The organism is Aeromonas sp. s10 (assembly GCF_040907975.1).
Lineage (GTDB): Bacteria > Pseudomonadota > Gammaproteobacteria > Enterobacterales > Aeromonadaceae > Aeromonas > Aeromonas caviae.
Genome location: NZ_JBFOCV010000049.1, coordinates 18,156 through 33,691, shown reverse-complemented (window position 1 = coordinate 33,691; position 15,536 = coordinate 18,156). Strand labels below are relative to the sequence as shown.

The 15,536-nt window shown below is 62.7% G+C and carries 11 protein-coding genes, 7 tRNA genes and 1 riboswitch; of the genes, 11 read left to right on the top strand and 7 right to left on the bottom strand.

What is annotated here, in order from left to right; genetic code table 11:
• Position 1 precedes the first annotated feature (1 nt).
• Both AB5Y59_RS18060 and AB5Y59_RS18055 read left to right on the top strand, forming a co-directional pair.
• Positions 2 to 77: transfer RNA gene (locus tag AB5Y59_RS18060), tRNA-Gly, on the top strand.
• Between the two features lie 24 nt (positions 78 to 101).
• Positions 102 to 177 (top strand) — tRNA-Gly (locus AB5Y59_RS18055).
• A gap of 456 nt (positions 178 to 633) precedes the next feature.
• On the opposite strand, the gene AB5Y59_RS18050 is transcribed toward AB5Y59_RS18055, so the two are convergent.
• From AB5Y59_RS18050 to AB5Y59_RS18040, 3 genes are all read right to left on the bottom strand, one after another.
• Complete coding sequence (locus tag AB5Y59_RS18050) at positions 634 to 843, bottom strand: cold-shock protein (RefSeq protein ID WP_005297820.1); 210 nt, start codon at positions 841 to 843, stop codon at positions 634 to 636.
• 295 nt (positions 844 to 1,138) lie between these two features.
• Positions 1,139 to 1,798 (bottom strand): LysM-like peptidoglycan-binding domain-containing protein, encoded by a 660-nt coding sequence (locus AB5Y59_RS18045; RefSeq protein WP_010675484.1) that lies wholly within the window; start codon positions 1,796 to 1,798, stop codon positions 1,139 to 1,141.
• A gap of 99 nt (positions 1,799 to 1,897) precedes the next feature.
• Positions 1,898 to 4,000, bottom strand: a complete 2,103-nt coding sequence (locus AB5Y59_RS18040) for a methyl-accepting chemotaxis protein (RefSeq protein ID WP_319891585.1) — start codon at positions 3,998 to 4,000, stop codon at positions 1,898 to 1,900.
• 263 nt (positions 4,001 to 4,263) lie between these two features.
• Between AB5Y59_RS18040 and gltX the strand changes: the two genes are divergently transcribed.
• The 8 genes from gltX to AB5Y59_RS18000 all read left to right on the top strand — a co-directional run bounded on the left by gltX (position 4,264) and on the right by AB5Y59_RS18000 (position 6,762).
• Positions 4,264 to 5,679, top strand: coding sequence for a glutamate--tRNA ligase (gene gltX, locus AB5Y59_RS18035; protein WP_319891586.1), 1,416 nt, complete (start codon positions 4,264 to 4,266; stop codon positions 5,677 to 5,679).
• A gap of 15 nt (positions 5,680 to 5,694) precedes the next feature.
• Positions 5,695 to 5,826 carry a glutamyl-tRNA synthetase gene (locus AB5Y59_RS18030; RefSeq protein ID WP_223302521.1) on the top strand — a complete coding sequence of 44 codons (132 nt, stop codon included), beginning with the start codon at positions 5,695 to 5,697 and terminating at the stop codon, positions 5,824 to 5,826.
• A gap of 15 nt (positions 5,827 to 5,841) precedes the next feature.
• On the top strand, positions 5,842 to 5,973 hold the full coding sequence (locus tag AB5Y59_RS18025; RefSeq protein WP_368212468.1) for a glutamyl-tRNA synthetase: 132 nt from the start codon (positions 5,842 to 5,844) through the stop codon (positions 5,971 to 5,973).
• Positions 5,974 to 6,209: 236 nt separating this feature from the next.
• A tRNA-Ala gene (locus tag AB5Y59_RS18020) sits at positions 6,210 to 6,285 on the top strand.
• Positions 6,286 to 6,313: 28 nt separating this feature from the next.
• Positions 6,314 to 6,389 (top strand) — tRNA-Ala (locus tag AB5Y59_RS18015).
• A 63-nt stretch (positions 6,390 to 6,452) separates the two neighbouring features.
• Positions 6,453 to 6,528, top strand: a tRNA-Ala gene (locus tag AB5Y59_RS18010).
• 48 nt (positions 6,529 to 6,576) lie between these two features.
• Positions 6,577 to 6,652, top strand: a tRNA-Ala gene (locus AB5Y59_RS18005).
• A 34-nt stretch (positions 6,653 to 6,686) separates the two neighbouring features.
• A tRNA-Ala gene (locus tag AB5Y59_RS18000) sits at positions 6,687 to 6,762 on the top strand.
• Between the two features lie 459 nt (positions 6,763 to 7,221).
• Here AB5Y59_RS18000 and AB5Y59_RS17995 read toward each other — a convergent pair.
• Positions 7,222 to 9,363: an ExeM/NucH family extracellular endonuclease gene (locus AB5Y59_RS17995; protein ID WP_323951124.1), complete on the bottom strand. Its 2,142-nt coding sequence runs from the start codon at positions 9,361 to 9,363 to the stop codon at positions 7,222 to 7,224.
• 292 nt (positions 9,364 to 9,655) lie between these two features.
• Positions 9,656 to 9,739, top strand: a riboswitch (cyclic di-GMP riboswitch).
• Between the two features lie 145 nt (positions 9,740 to 9,884).
• On the opposite strand from AB5Y59_RS17995, the gene AB5Y59_RS17990 reads away from it, so the two are divergent.
• On the top strand, positions 9,885 to 12,890 hold the full coding sequence (locus tag AB5Y59_RS17990) for a glycosyl hydrolase family 18 protein (protein ID WP_368212469.1): 3,006 nt from the start codon (positions 9,885 to 9,887) through the stop codon (positions 12,888 to 12,890).
• A gap of 316 nt (positions 12,891 to 13,206) precedes the next feature.
• Here AB5Y59_RS17990 and AB5Y59_RS17985 read toward each other — a convergent pair whose 3' ends face one another.
• Genes AB5Y59_RS17985 through AB5Y59_RS17975 form a run of 3 tightly spaced genes read right to left on the bottom strand, consistent with a single transcriptional unit; the run spans position 13,207 to position 15,513 of the window.
• Positions 13,207 to 14,442, bottom strand: coding sequence for a lipopolysaccharide assembly protein LapB (locus AB5Y59_RS17985; protein WP_042014300.1), 1,236 nt, complete (start codon positions 14,440 to 14,442; stop codon positions 13,207 to 13,209).
• An 11-nt stretch (positions 14,443 to 14,453) separates the two neighbouring features.
• Positions 14,454 to 15,089, bottom strand: coding sequence for an energy transducer TonB (locus tag AB5Y59_RS17980; protein WP_039040356.1), 636 nt, complete (start codon positions 15,087 to 15,089; stop codon positions 14,454 to 14,456).
• Positions 15,090 to 15,105: 16 nt separating this feature from the next.
• Positions 15,106 to 15,513, bottom strand: a complete 408-nt coding sequence (locus AB5Y59_RS17975; protein ID WP_005327075.1) for a biopolymer transporter ExbD — start codon at positions 15,511 to 15,513, stop codon at positions 15,106 to 15,108.
• Positions 15,514 to 15,536: the final 23 nt, after the last annotated feature.

Sequence of the window (15,536 nt, the reverse complement as noted above, 5' to 3'; positions counted from 1 at the left end):
TGCGGGAATAGCTCAGTTGGTAGAGCACGACCTTGCCAAGGTCGGGGTCGCGAGTTCGAGTCTCGTTTCCCGCTCCAATCACTTGCAGATGACATCCTGTTGCGGGAATAGCTCAGTTGGTAGAGCACGACCTTGCCAAGGTCGGGGTCGCGAGTTCGAGTCTCGTTTCCCGCTCCAATCTCTCTTCGAACCCTCCGAATTCAATCTCTCTTCGAAGTCCTCATAATCCCTTTGAATTGAATTGAATTGAATTGAATTGAATTGCCCATCACATCGTGCCGCGATGACTTGTCGTATCCGGCGTTTGCCTGTTTTCTCTCTTCCCCGCACATCCCAAGTCATAAGACCAAGATGTATTGCTTGCTAATAGCCTCCCGGAGATCGGGCACAACCCTTTGCGGTCGGCTAACAGGCTTGGCAGGGCCTGAATGACAGACAGTGGCTCGCTATAAGTTAAAACCGGGGCATTTAACCAAAGCTCATAATTTTGATTTATAGCGGCTGGTGGCGGCCATAAACGGCTTGCAGGTGGGGATGGCAAGCCCGGCAAGAGCTCTGCCGATCGGGGAGGGGAAATCGCGGGCAAAAAATAGGAGGGGCGATGGCTCCTCCTACGGGTTCACTGGCGCTGGCTCAGATAACGGTGACGTTTTCGGCCTGAGGGCCTTTTTTGCCCTGGGTCACAGTGAACTGGACTTTTTGACCTTCAGCCAGGGTCTTGAAACCTGCGCTCTGGATGGAGGAGAAGTGAACGAAAACGTCCGGTCCCTGGGATTGCTCGATGAAGCCAAAACCCTTGGTTTCGTTGAACCATTTTACTTGGCCGGTGCGAATGTCAGACATGTGGTAAGTCCTATCTATAACAAAATGAAACTAAGCCTGGTTGGGCAGCATTTGCCTGGAAGTCAGGGGTTGAAGCATGACTGACCACGTCTCTTTGTCCCAGTAGCATGTAGCACAATCCCTGTCTAAAGCCTGACCGATTGTACTGGAGCCCGATCCCTTGTCAATTTGGCACTTTTCATTTTTTGAGCGAGCTAAAAGTATTGTGGAGTCAGCAGCTTGTTTCATGCTTCACATCAAAAAAAACGGGAGGCCATGGCCTCCCGTCTGCATAAGGGGAAGTGGTCGAGCCCCCTTATTCCTTGAGGGCGAACCCTTCCCCCTGGCGGTCGTAGCGGTAGCTGACCTGACCGAGAGAGCGGACCTCGACCCGCTGGATGCGGCGGCTGGTGTCCACCAAGATGAACACCGACTTGCCCGACTGCAGCCGGGTCAGCGGCCTGTCCGGCCCTTCGATGGCGATGAGCCGGCTGAGCTCGGCCCCCGGCAACTCGAACTTGCGGAAGATGGAGTAGAGGGTTTCACCGGCCTGCACGTCGTGCTGCAACCAGGTGCCATCCACTTTCTCCTCGACGGGCTTGGCGGCCTGGGGCTCACCGGCGTTGCCGACGGTCAGGGCCTGGGCCGGCACGGCCAGAGGGACCGCCAGAGAGCCTGACGGCGCCGTGGTCGGGGCGGCGGGGGCGGGCTCCCAGGCCAGCACCAGCAGCCAGAGCGGGATCAGCACCAGCAACCCAATGGTGTGCTTGCGCGGCAGCGGGCTTGCCAGCTTGAACGAGGCCGCCTTCGGCTCCTTGTTGCGCTGACCCAGGCCACTCATGCCCTGGCCGAGACGCTGGCGCAGGGGCAGGGTAGCCGCGTTGATACGTTGGAGCAGGGTTCCTTGTGATTCGTCTTGGCGACGCTGCTGGGCTCGTCTGTTATGGCCACGTGGGCGACGGTCCGGGGTGGGCACGGCATTTACCTCTCACTACATTGCCTGCCATCAGGCAAATATGCCGCCTATGGTAAACGGACTCGCCCCCGAGGGGGAGAGTCCGGAGCATGAAAATTATCAGCTGAGACGAAACTGACCCAACAATTGTTGCAAACGTTCCGCCGCCTGACGCAAGGCCTGACTGGCGTTGGCCGTGCTGGTGGCGTCCCTGGCGATGTCGTTGGCCAGTGCGCTGGTTTTTGACAGATTGCCGGAGACGGTCTCGGAAACCGAGCTCTGCTCCTCGGCGGCGGAGGCGATTTGGTAGGTCATGTCGTTGATGGTGGCGATGGCCTGGAAGATGCTGCCGAGGGCTGCCTCCGCCTGATCCGCTTCCCCCACCGCCTGATGGGTCAGCTGCTGGCTCTGCTGGATGGCGTTGACCGCGTTGGTGGAGCTGTGGCGGATCTTGTCGATCAGCTCCTGGGTATTCTGCACCGCCTGCTGGGTGTTGCCCGCCAGCTTGCGCACCTCGTCGGCCACCACCGCAAAACCGCGCCCCTGCTCGCCGGCCCGGGCCGCCTCGATGGCGGCGTTGAGTGCCAGCAGGTTGGTCTGATCGGCGATCCCCTGGATGACGGTGAGGATGCTGGTGATCTGCTCGCTGTCGTGAGCCAGCCCTTCCACCACTTCGGCTCCCTTGCCTGCCTCGGCGGCCACCTTGTGCATGGAGTGGATCACCCGCTGGAAGCGTACCTTGCCCTCGTCCGCCGCGCTCTGGGCCTGCTTGGCGGAGTCGGCGGTGTTGTTGGCGTGGGTGGCCACCTCCTGGCTGACGTAGGACATCTCCTGTACCGCGGTCAGCATCTGCTCCATTTCCGCCTGGTGATGCTGCAGGTTGCTGTCGGTCTGTCCGGCGATGCGATCGGTATCCCCGGCGTGGCGATGGACCTCGCTCGCGGTCTTCTGCACATCCCCGAGCAAGGCCTGCAGCTTGTCGATGAAGCGATTGATGCCCCGGGCCAGGGCCCCCAGCTCGTCCCGGGAGCGGCTCTCCAGGCGCTTGGTGAGATCCCCCTCGCCGTCGGCGATGTCATCCACCAGGCTCACCATCTGGCGGATGGGGCCCGTGATGCTGCGGGCAATGACCAGCATGGTGCCAAGGGCCAGCGCCAGTACGATGAGGGCACCGATGAGCTGCTGGGTCATGGCGGCGCGGTTCATGTCGGTGAGCTGGCGTGCCAGCTCGTCCGCTCCCGCCAGCACCACCTTGTAGGGCAGGGTGACGATGATGGCCCAGTTGCGGGCCATGCCGGGCACCGCGATGGGCACCGAGATGCGAAACGCGTCGGTGAGCTCCTGGCGCTGCACGTCCGGTTTGAGGTACTGCTGCCAGCCGTTGCCGAGCACCTTGTCGGCGCGGCTGCCGAGCAGGCTGGCGTCGCCGCTGGTACCGGTGATGACGCCGGCGGCGCTGACGATCAGGGTCTCCCCCTTGCCGTCATAGATGTTGCTGTTGAGAGACTGGGCCTGGCGGCTGATGGAGTCCACCGCCAGATCCAGCGCGGCGATGCCCTTGAACCGGCCATCCACCAGGATGGGGGTGGTGATGGTGCTTACCAACACCTGCTGGCCGTTGATGTCCACCTTGAAGGGGTCGATGAGGCAGGGGCGCCCCTCCCGTTTCGGGCAGGCGTAGTAGTCGTTGGCCGGGTTGCCGAACTCGTCCGGATCGCTCTTCTCGATGGAGAGCAGCAGATCGCTGCCGATCTGATCCTTGTCGCGGTAGAAGTAGGGAACGAAGCGCCCCTTGTCGTCACTGCCGAGCGCGCTCTGGCCGGCGAAGCGTTCGTCCTGGCCGTCGAAGCCGTTGGGCTCGAATCCCGCGAAGGCGCCATAGAGCTGAGGCTCCAAAGCAAGCTGGGCCTTGAGCAGGTCGGTGGCCTGCTGGCGATCCAGCGGCAGCTTGCCCTCCTGCTGGCGGGCGAAAACGCTGGCCATCTGCTGGGTGTAGGAGAGCCCCTTTTGCAGCAGCTGGGTGATGGTGGCGGCCTCGGCGCGGGCGTTGGCGCTCACCTTCTGCCACGCCTCCTGTTGCAGGGCGGCGCGGCTGGAGTCGATGGTGAGCTGCTGGGTCTGTCGGCCTGAATACTGGTTGAGCAGGATCAGGATGACCAGGGCCGTGGTCATGGCGACACCGGCCAGTACCAGGATACGATTCTGGATAGAACGAAACTGCATCGCGCGTTCCTTGTATCGTTGAGGGTTCGTTGACGGGGTGACTGAAGTATCGGCTGTGCGGGAGATCTCTCCAGCAACCTCGCCTAGCTAAGCGGGAAAAAAGGGAAAATTCTGAGACATCACTCTAAAACAGCGGTTTTTGCGGGAATAGACCCTATTTTCCCCTCTGCCTCGCCATGGTTTTCCCATCCGTCATTGTCGGTGCTAAAATGCGACGGTTTTTTTAACGAATTGGCCCAAGGCCCTCTACACAAGGCTTAAAGATGAAAGTCAAAACCCGTTTTGCTCCCAGCCCGACCGGCTTTTTGCATGTCGGCGGTGCCCGTACCGCACTCTATTCCTGGTTGTTTGCAAAGAACCAGGGCGGTGAGTTTGTGCTGCGTATCGAGGATACCGATCTGGAACGTTCCACTCAGGAGGCCATCGACGCCATCATTGAGGGCATGGAATGGCTGGAGCTGAACTGGGATGAGGGCCCCTACTACCAGACCAAGCGCTTCGATCGCTACAACGGCCTCATCGACGAGATGCTGGCCGACGGCCGTGCCTACAAGTGCTACTGCTCCAAGGAGCGGCTGGAAGCGCTGCGCGAAGGCCAGATGGCCAACGGCGAGAAGCCCCGCTATGACGGCAAGTGCCGGGATCACGCTCACGATCATCCGGCCGATGCGCCGCACGTCATTCGCTTCCGCAACCCGACCGAAGGTTCCGTGGTGTTCGATGACCACGTCCGTGGCCGCATCGAGTTCGCCAACACCGAGCTGGACGATCTCATCATCCGCCGTACCGACGGCGCGCCGACCTACAACTTCTGTGTTGTAGTCGATGACTGGGACATGGAGATCACCCACGTGGTGCGTGGGGAAGACCACATCAACAACACCCCGCGTCAGATCAACATCTACAAGGCGCTGAACGCGCCGGTACCGGAATTTGCCCACGTCTCCATGATCCTGGGTGACGACGGCGCCAAGCTCTCCAAGCGCCACGGTGCCGTCTCCGTCATGCAGTACCGCGACGACGGCTACCTGCCGGAAGCGCTGCTGAACTATCTGGTACGTCTGGGCTGGTCCCACGGGGATCAGGAGATCTTCACCCTCGACGAGATGATCAAGCTGTTCAGCCTGGATGCCATCTCCAAGTCCGCCTCCGCCTTCAACACCGACAAGCTCTTGTGGCTGAACAATCACTACATGCGCAGCCTGGATCCGGCCTATGTGGCCAAGCATCTGGCATGGCACATGGAACACCAGCAGATCGACACCAGCAATGGCCCGGCGCTGGCCGATGTGGTCACCCTGCTGGCCGAGCGCTGCAACACCCTGGTGGAGGTGGCTGCCCAGAGCCGCTACCTGTTCGAAGAGTACGAGGCCATCGACGAAGCGGCTGCCAAGAAGCACCTGCGCGGTGTGGCTGCCGAGCCGCTGGCGCTGGCCAAGACCAAGCTGGCGGCCCTGGAGACCTGGACCACCGAGGCGCTGCACGATCTGATTGAAGCGACCGCCGCCGAGCTGGGTCAGGGCATGGGCAAGGTCGGCATGCCGCTGCGTGTGGCCGTCACCGGTCTGGGCCAGTCTCCTGCCATCGATGCCGTGATGGCGCTGGTGGGCAAGGAGCGGGTCCTCGCCCGTATCGACCGCGCTTTGGCGTATATCGAAGCGCGCATGGCCGCCGAGTAAGCTTGCCGCCGCACATTGCCGTCACCGGTCTGGGGTAATCTTTCCCCTGCCATCGATGCCGTGATGGCGCTGGTGGGCAAGGAGCGGGTCCTCGCCCGCATCGACCGCGCCCTGGCGTATATCGAAGCGCGCATGGCCGCCGAGTAAGCTTGCCGTCGCACATTGCCGTCACTGGTCTGGGGTAATCTCTCCCCCGCCATCGACGCCGTGATGGCGCTGGTGGGCAAGGAGCGGGTCCTCGCCCGCATCGATCGCGCTTTGGCGTATATCGAAGCGCGCATGGCCGCTGAATAAACATCGGCCATGGCATGAAAAGGGCCCCCTGACGGGGGCCTTTCGTATTTTGGCCTCAAGCGGATTTGCGACGTAAAACAGCGACATAGCGACGAGGTTGGCGGTAAAAACAGCTAACTGTCTGAATTTTGACTAAACGCTCCAGCGGGCGAGAATTTTGGGTTGACAGCAAAGCGGGTGATGCCTATCATGCGCCTCCGTTGCCAGAGATAACTTTGGTAGCGCCGAGGTGAGTTGGGGTTATAGCTCAGCTGGGAGAGCGCTTGCATGGCATGCAAGAGGTCCGCGGTTCGATCCCGCGTAGCTCCACCAAATTCTCCTCGCACAATCTGGAATCCAAGGGGTTATAGCTCAGCTGGGAGAGCGCTTGCATGGCATGCAAGAGGTCCGCGGTTCGATCCCGCGTAGCTCCACCAGGTTCCCGATTGACATGAAGTACCCAGGGCAGTGCGGTGTGTATCACCCAGGCCGACCTTTGTGGGGTTATAGCTCAGCTGGGAGAGCGCTTGCATGGCATGCAAGAGGTCCGCGGTTCGATCCCGCGTAGCTCCACCATTATTGAGGATGAATGGCCGCCAGAACCATTCGTTCAGTACCGAATTTGGGGTTATAGCTCAGCTGGGAGAGCGCTTGCATGGCATGCAAGAGGTCCGCGGTTCGATCCCGCGTAGCTCCACCAAATTCAGAGTGATGCAGCGTCACTCACACACATCGGGGTTATAGCTCAGCTGGGAGAGCGCTTGCATGGCATGCAAGAGGTCCGCGGTTCGATCCCGCGTAGCTCCACCATCTTTCGCAAGAAAGCACCAAGGCCACCGCATCGCGGTGGCCTTTTTGTTTGCCTGTCATTTGGATTTCCCATGATCTCGCCCTTTGCATTTGTCTGGCAAATGGCGTTTCACCCTGTCCGCGAGGGCGTCAGCGGCCCTGGCCGCCGCTGACGGGGGGGGGGAGGGGATTGGCGCCGATGCCGCCATGGCCATGGCGCGGGCTGCGCGATGCCATCCTCTGCCGTGTGGTGGTTGGTTCGTTCGGCAGCCTGCGGGATACGCCATCCGGCCCCTGGTGTCAGCACCGGGTTTCCCCGTCGACAGGGTACCAGCCCCTGGGAAAGGGGCGAGGCGGGGGCAACAGGGTATTTATTAATCCCATGATGTGGCCCTTTGCATTTGTTTTTCAAATGGCCCTGGCACAAAAAAAGCCCGCGATCATCGCGGGCTTTGCACCTGGCATCGAGGATGCCGCGTCTTAGCGACGGCGCCGCCAGGCGAGCGGCAACAGGGCCAGCAGCAGGGCGCCCATGGCGCCGCCACCCCCCTTGCTCGCTTCTTTGAGCTTGAGGTCAACGATGACGGGGTCGTGGTCCGAGGCGCTGAAGGGGTTGTCCGACTTGATGAGATCGCCGGTGTAGGCGCTGCCATATTCGAACAGGTTGCTCTCGAAGGAGTTGATGTGCCAGTCGGCCACCGCCACCACCTTGTCAGCCAGCGCCGGGTTGGCGAGGGCGTAGTCCAGGGTGCCGAGCTCGGCCTCGTAGCTGTAGGAGATGGCTTTCTCCTGGTTGAACTTGACGTTCAGATCCACCAGGCCGTAACCCTTGGCCACCGTCTGGCCCATCTGCTCATAGGGCTTGTCGCCGATGTAGGTGTGGGAGGCGGAGCGGATCTGGCGCTCCCCCGCGACCGGCGCATAGTCGGTCAGCACCCGGATGGGATCCTCCTTGGCGTAGGAGTTGAAGTCCCCCACCAGCAGCACCTGGCCCGGCATCTTGCTCACCGCCTCCCCCAGCACCTTGGCGGCGCTCACCCGAAACTCGGTGCACTTGCCCTGCAGGTCCGCAGGCTCCGTCTTGCCATCTCCGTTTTCATAGCAGCCCGACCCCTTGGACTTGAGGTGGTTGACCACCAGGGTCAGGGGGGCGTCGCTGCCCGCCACGGTGAAGCGCTGGACCAGGGAGTCCCGCTGACCGGCGCTCTTGGTGACGCCGCCCGTGGTGTAGCGCTGCTGGGGCAGGGGGATGACGTCGGCATCCCCGCTCGGGGTGAGCAGGGTGGGGCGGTAGATCATGGCCACCATGATGGCGTCGCCGCCAAAGAAGCGATCCTCCGTGAGCAGGGCCTTGGGCAGGGTGACGAAGGCGTAGTGCTTGCTCGCCTCCTTCTGCCTGGCGTTGAGGCTCTCCACCAGATCGTGGAGGGCGGCGTGCTCGTCAAAGCCGTTGTTCTCCATCTCCATCAGGCCGAGCAGGTCGGCGTCCATCTCGGTGATGGCGTTGACGATCTTGGCGCGCTGCAACTGGAACTCCTCCAGGCTCTTGGCGCCGCGGTTGCAGCCCTTGGCGCTGTCCGCATCCGCCTGATCCGCGCAGAGCACGTTGAGGGCACCCCCCACGCTGGAGTGGCTGGTGAAGTAGTTGAGCACGTTGAAGCTGCCGATGCGAAGGTCAGTGCCATCCAGGCGGGCCGGGGCGCTCTGGCGATCGTTGTCGCCGGTGCGCAGCAGATCCCCCGCGGTGATGGTCTGATCCCGGGGCACGATCAGGCGGTACTCGTTGTAGCTGTAGCCGACCATGGCCTCCAGATTGACCGGGGCATCGCCGATGCGCAGGTAACCCTGCTCCGGCTCCCAGGCGGGCAGCCAGGGGAGCTTGCCGTCCCCCGCCTTGAAGTCCGACTCGAGGAAGACGCGGTTGCTGGCGTTGGCCTCGGCCAGCGCCACGGCCTCGGGGCTGCTCGCCACATGGAGCTGGGTCGGCTTCATCAGCGGGGCGCCGTGAGCGAGCACCAGGTTGTTGCGCCGGGCGGCATAGTCGTAGCTGAAGTTGCGGCTGATCTTGAGGGCGCTGTCGGCGTCAAGGCGTACCCGCATCCCTTCGTGACGCTCCAGGGCTCGGGCCAGGGTTTCCCCCTCCAGTACCCGCAGCGCCGTGGCGGCCGGGGCGTCGCCCTGGGCCAGGGTCGTCAGGCGCGGCGTGCTGCCGTCAAACAGGGGCTTGAGCTGGGTGTGGCCGTAATACTCCTCGACCTTGGCCTCCAGACAGACCAGGGCGCCCGGCTGGATGTCCGGGTACTTGCTGGCGAAGTTCTTGTCGTTGAGGTAGACGAAAATGCCGTCCGACGTCTCGGGGTTGCCGTCCCCCTGCACATCCAGCAGGTAGAAGCCCTTGTTGAGGCTTTCCCCCAGACCCGAGACTACCGCCTTGACCGAGACGCTCTGGGCGCTTTCGAACTGATCGTCCGGGACGAGGGGGCTCTTGTCGCCACTGCCCTGGATGGCGGGGATGGGGGTGAGGGCACTGTCGGCCGGGCAACTGAAGCCGGCGGCGTAGAGAGACGGGGACGCGAGCGCGAGCCCCACGGCCAGCGACAGCAGGGTAGGTGTTCCTTTCATGGGTATTCCTTTTTTTATTTTTGCCAGTGTTTCCATAGCCTTGGCATCGTGGCCAAGGGCGCGCATTGTCACATTTCTGGCAGCTCTGACCAGTGAACCAACGCACATTATGAGGAGACAAAGGAGCCCATCTGCCATTTTTGACGTGGCTAACAGTTTGATATTGATGATCTATTTGTCATCAGGTGGGAGCGAAAAGTGTGAGGCGGCCAGCATTCACATATTTTCCTTCGAGAATAAAGATTGAGCAGTGGTCACTTGCTTCCTATACTCGAGCCGTTCCTCACGGAACCCAGGCAAAGGGCAAACCGGCAGTGATGCCGGGACGCAAAGCCTCCGATCTGTCCCATCCGGGCCAGACAGCGGGGTTACCCAGGGTGACTTGAGGGTTTGTGGCCCGTCCATGGCCTGTTGTCGCTCCCTTGTTCCCTGTTGCGATTGCGCTTTTCCCGGTATTGAAGCCAAGACAAAACAAGGAAGATAACAATATGCAACAGATCTTGAGGCCCAGCAGGCTTGCCATGCTGGTCGCCCTTGCGGCCGTCCCTGCCTGGGCGCAGGCCGCTTACCCCGCCTATCAGGCCGGCACCGCCTACAAGGCTGGCGACATCGTCAGCAACGCAGGCGCCCTCTATGAATGCAAGGAATTCCCTTACTCCGGTTGGTGCGGCGCGTCCCCCTATCACTACGCCCCCGGGGTGGGGGTGGTCTGGGCCGATGCCTGGAAGCTGTATGGTGGCGAGGTGCCGCCGCCGGCCCTGGTCGTCGCCATCGGCTCCCCCGCCGTGGGTGCCAGCGTCAGCGAGGGGGCCAGTGTGGCCCTGGCGGTGACGCTGAGCGGCCCGGTCACGGCACTCGCCCGGGTGGAATACCTCATCGACGGCGTTCTGGTCGCCACCGCCACGGCTTCTCCCTGGAGTGCCAGCTGGTCTGCCGCCGGTGCGGGCAATCACGCCCTCAAGGCCCGGGCGCTGGATAAAGACGGCAAGGTGCTGAGCGAGGCGGATTCGAGCTTCAAGGTCGCCGCCGTGGTGGCGCCAGAGGCGCCCAGGGTGAGCATCGCAAGCCCGGCCGCCGGTGCCAGGGTGACCCTGGGCCGCGCCCTCACCGTGAGCGGCAATGTCACCGACGCCAATGACGACGTCGCCAAGGTCGAGCTCTTCGTGAATGGCCAGAAGGTGGGCGAGGACACCAGCGCCCCCTGGCAGCTGAGCTGGACGCCCCAGAACAAGGGGCTGACCGGCCTCAAGCTGGTGGCGACCGACAAGACCAACCTCTCTGGCGAGTCGGCCCAGGTGGACGTGCAGGTGGAAGAGGCGGCGCTGCCCCCTACCGGCGGCAACCTCTCCTGCGACGTGCGCCAGATCTACCGCGCCGACGGCAGCGAGTGCATGGGGGATGACCACGGCCGCCGCGTCATCGGGTATTTCACCTCCTGGCGCACCGGCAAGAACGGCTTGCCCGCCTACCTGGTGAGCGACATTCCCTGGGACAAGATCACCCACATCAACTACGCCTTCGCGGCGGTGGACGAGCAGAGTCACACCATCAAGGTGGATGACGCCGCCACCAAGCTGACCTGGAACGGGGTGCCGGGCGCCGAGATGGATCCGGAGTTTGCCTACAAGGGTCACTTCAACCTGCTGTCGAAGTACAAGAAGCAGTACCCGGACGTGAAGACCCTCATCTCCGTTGGGGGCTGGGCCGATACCCGCGGCTTCTACGCCGCCACCACCAAGGGCGACTGCTCGGTCAACACCGCCGGCATCAACGCCTTTGCCGACTCGGCCGTGGGCTTCATCCGCCAGTACGGCTTCGATGGGGTGGATATCGACTACGAGTACCCCACCTCCATGAAGGATGCGGGCAACCCCAACGACTTCCCGCTCTCCAACCAGTGTCGCGGCAAGCTCTTTGCGAACTATGAAGTGCTGATGAAGACCCTGCGCAACAAGCTCGACAGCGCCGGCACCGAGGACGGTCGCAAGTACATGCTGACCATCGCCTCGCCGGCCTCGGCCTACCTGCTGCGCGGCATGGAGAACTTCCAGGTCACCCAGTACCTCGACTACGTCAACCTGATGACCTATGACTTCCACGGTGCCTGGAACCACTTTGTCGGTCACAACGCCGCCCTGTTCGACAACAAGGCGGATCCCGAGTTGTCCCAGTGGGGTGTCTACACCCAGGCCCAGTTTGGCGGCATCGGCTATCTCAACTCCGCCTGGGCGGCCCACTACTTCCGTGGTGCCCTGGCGGCGGGCAAGATCAACATAGGGGTGCCCTATTACACCCGTGGCTGGCAGGGGGTCACCGGTGGCACCCACGGTCTGGGTGGCAAGGCGGCGCTGCCGAGTCAGAGCGATTGCCAGCCGGGCACCGGTGGCAGCACCATTCCGTGCGGCAACGGGGCGGTGGGCATCGACAACATCTGGCATGACCTTGACAAGAACGGCAAGGAGATTGGCGGTGGCGCCGTGCCCATGTGGCATGCCAAGAACCTGGAGCACGCGGCCAGCCTCGGCATCACCACCCTGCCGAGCTACGGCCAGGCCTGGGGTCTGGATCCCAACAACCCGGCCCACGTGATGCAAGGCCAGTATGTGCGTTACTACGACGACAAGGCCCATGCGCCCTGGCTCTGGAACGAGCAGAAGAAGGTGTTCCTCTCCACCGAAGATGAAGAGTCCATGGGTCACAAGCTCGACTACATCGTCAAGCGGGGCCTGGGGGGCGTCATGTTCTGGGAGATGGCGGGGGACTATGACTTCGACGCCGCGAAGAACGAGTACGTGATGGGCAGCACCCTCACCAGCCTCGCCTACGAGAAGTTCAGCAAGGCCGACAAGGCGGCCCTGAAGCAGAATGATCTGCCGGCTCCGGCCGCCCAGCTCGACATCGGCGTGAGCCTCTCCGGCTTCAAGGAAGGGGACTCCAACTACCCGATCAACCCGACCCTCAAGCTCACCAACAAATCGACCCAGACCATTCCGGGCGGCACCCGCATCGAGTTCCTGGTCCCCACCTCCACCTCAGACACCATCACCGACCAGAGCGGCATGGGACTGAAAGTGGTGGAGAGTGGTGGCAACCAGAACTCGGACGGCATCGCCAATGAGAAGGACTTCCACAAGGTGGCTCTGACGCTGCCGGCCTGGAAAGCCTGGACGCCGGGCACCGACGTGGAAGTGGCCATGACCTACTACCTGCCGGCCGCCGGCGTGCCGAGTGGCATGCGCCTGATTGCCGGCAGCCAGACCATAGGCCTGAAGTCCGACTTCCCGGCCCTGGCCGAGGCGGTGCTGGGCAGCAGTGGCGGTGGTGACGGCGGCAGCGGTGGCACCACCTGTGCCAGCCAGAACGTCAACCCGGCGGACTACAATGCCTATCCGACCTGGCCGCGCGGGGATCACGCCAATGGCAACGACCGCATGACCAACGGCAAGGCGGTGTGGCAGGCCAACTGGTGGACCAGCAGCGAGCCCAAGGCGGGCGACGGCAGCTGGAAACTGATATGCAGCTACTGAGTTGTCCAGGTTGCTATACCAGCAGCGAACTCAGAGTGGGCGACGGCAGCTGGAAGCTGGTGTGCAGCTACTGATGACCGTTTGAGCGGCAGGCCGGCACTTTGCATGGCCTGTTCTCTCGCAAGGCAATGACCCAATCCGGAGCCCAGGCTCCGGATTTTTTTATGGCGGGGTAAAGGCAGGGGCATAAAAAAGACCGCTCCGAAGAGCGGCCAATTGCCACCAAGGCAATCTGCGGGGTGACCCCTTGTCGATGTGTCGCGGCCCGGATGCCGAGTCGGGGAGATCCCCGTCCCGCCAGCCGGGCCGCGCAGCTTTATTGGGTGACGGCGCCGCCCTGCTGCTCTTTCAAGAAGCTGATCCAGGGGGAAGCGCGACCACTGACGTTGCCATTCTGGGCTGCCTGAGTGAAGGCAGAGAGCGCCTCCTTGGGCTTTTGCTGCTCAAAATAGGCGACCCCGGTCAGGAACTTCAGATCCGCCCGCTGCTCGCCGCTGGCGTTGGCGGCAGGCTTGGCGGCGAAGGCCACCAGATCCTGGTAGCGCTTGCTCTGGATCATCATGCGCGCCATCTTGAGCTGCAGCTCGGCATTGGGGGCCAGCTTGTAGGACTTGGCCAGGGTGTCGATGGCCGGGTCCAGCTCCTTGGCCTGATGCCAGTAGTTGGCCAGCGTCTTGTAGTTGGCCGCGGTGCTCTCGATCTGCCCCTCCTTCATGGCCTTCTCCATCACGCGGGCGGCGCGGTGGGGAATGCCGGCGAAGGCGAGGTAGTTGGCGAGCCGCTGCAACTCGTTGGCTTCGGTCAGCATGCCGAGGTTGTATGCCCCTTCCAGTGCCGCCAGGGCCTTCGCATCGTTGCCCGCCTGCATGTGCATGGCCGACAGCTGGGTCCAGTACTTCTTCTTCTCCGGGTAGCGGTCCACCAGGGCGGTCAGCACCTCGGTAGCCGGCTTGTACTGTTTCAGCTCGTAGTGGGCCGCCATCTTCAGCAGGTACCAGGACTCCGGCGCCTTGCCCGCGGAGAGCTTGATCGCGTTGTCCACTGCCGGAATGGCTTCCCTGTACTGCTTGAGCTGCACATGGGCGTTGGCCAGGGTGATGTAGGCGTGCGGGGTCGGCTTCTCGTCCTTGCCGAGGTTTGCGAACCACTCCTTCATGGTGTTGATGGAACCCTTGAAGTTCCCCTCCGCCATGTAGAGCTGGGCCAGGTTGTAGCGCACCTGCTGGGCCACCGGGGGCGGCAGGCCGCCGGTGGCGATGGCGTCGGCGAAGTACTTGGTCGCCTGACCGTACTTCTCCTGCTGCGCCGCCACGAAGCCCAGGGTCTGCAAAATGACCCCCTTGTCGTAGACCCGCTCGCCAGCGCCGGACAGCGCCTCCTGCAGCTTGGCATTGGCCTCGCCGTATTTCTTCTCGGTGATCAACGCCTGGGCCTTGTTGACCGCGCGGTAGGCGCGGTCAGACAGGGCGGGTTGTTCGGCGGCCCAGGTGGCGGTGCTGAGCAGCACCGCCATGGCCACCGGGGCGAGGATCAGGGTATGTAACTTTTTCATCGCCACCCTCCTTAGTTGGTCGCAAACTCGATCTCTTGCTGCATGCGACTGGCCTGCGGCTTGCCGTCCACCATGGCCGGCTTGAAGGTCCACTTGGCGATGGTCTGGCGCGCCGCCTTGCCGAGGTCATAGCTGCGGGGCTCTTCCTTGACGATGCGGATGTTGCTCACGGTACCGCGCTCGGTGACGGTGAACTCCACCAGCACCTTGCCGGATGCGAGACCGGCCAGGGCCGCCTTGCGGGGCATCATGGGCTCGAAGGTCGCCATCGGGATGGCGCCGTTGTTGCCGCCCATGCCGCCGCCACCGCCGCCGGTGCTGTAGGCACCCAGGGCGTTGCCGCCACCGATGTTGACCGGGATGTCGAGTTTGGGCATGTCCATGGGGGAGCTCTCCATCTGCGGCCTGTCCGTGCTCGCCACCTCCATCTCGGGCGGGGGCGGCGGGCGGTTCGGGGGCGGCGGTTTGGGCAGTTCCCGTTGTTTCTCTTGCAGGGTCTCCTGAGGCTTGAGGCGGATGAAGTCGGTCATGGTGACGTCCTCCCGCTCCGTCAGCTCCCGGTGATCCGGCGTGATGAGCTTGTTCATTCCCAGAAACAGGAAGAACACCACTACGCAGGAGACCGCCAACGATATCAGGTATCTCATAGGGCTCGCTCCGGCATCAGCTGCTCTTGCTCGCCGCGATGGAGATGTTCTGGACACCGGCCATGCGGATCTGGTCCATGACCTGCACCACCAGCCCGGAACGGGACTCGGTATCGGCCTGAATCACCACGGCGCTCTCCGGGTTCTCCGCCCGCAGCCGCTCGATGTTGGCGCGCACGGCACCCACTTCGACGACCCGTTTGTCGACCCAGACCTGACCGTTCTCGCGGACCGCGACCATGATGTTCCCCTTCTTCACCGTCTCGGCCGTGCTGGCGCTCGGGCGGTTGATCTCCACGCCGGACTCCTTGACGAACGAGGTGGTGACGATGAAGAAGATCAGCATGATGAACACGATGTCCAGCATGGGGGTCAAATCGATGGCCGCCTCGTCAGCACCGCTGTCGCTGTGACGTTTTCTCATGGCAAAAAACTCCTTGCTTGTTC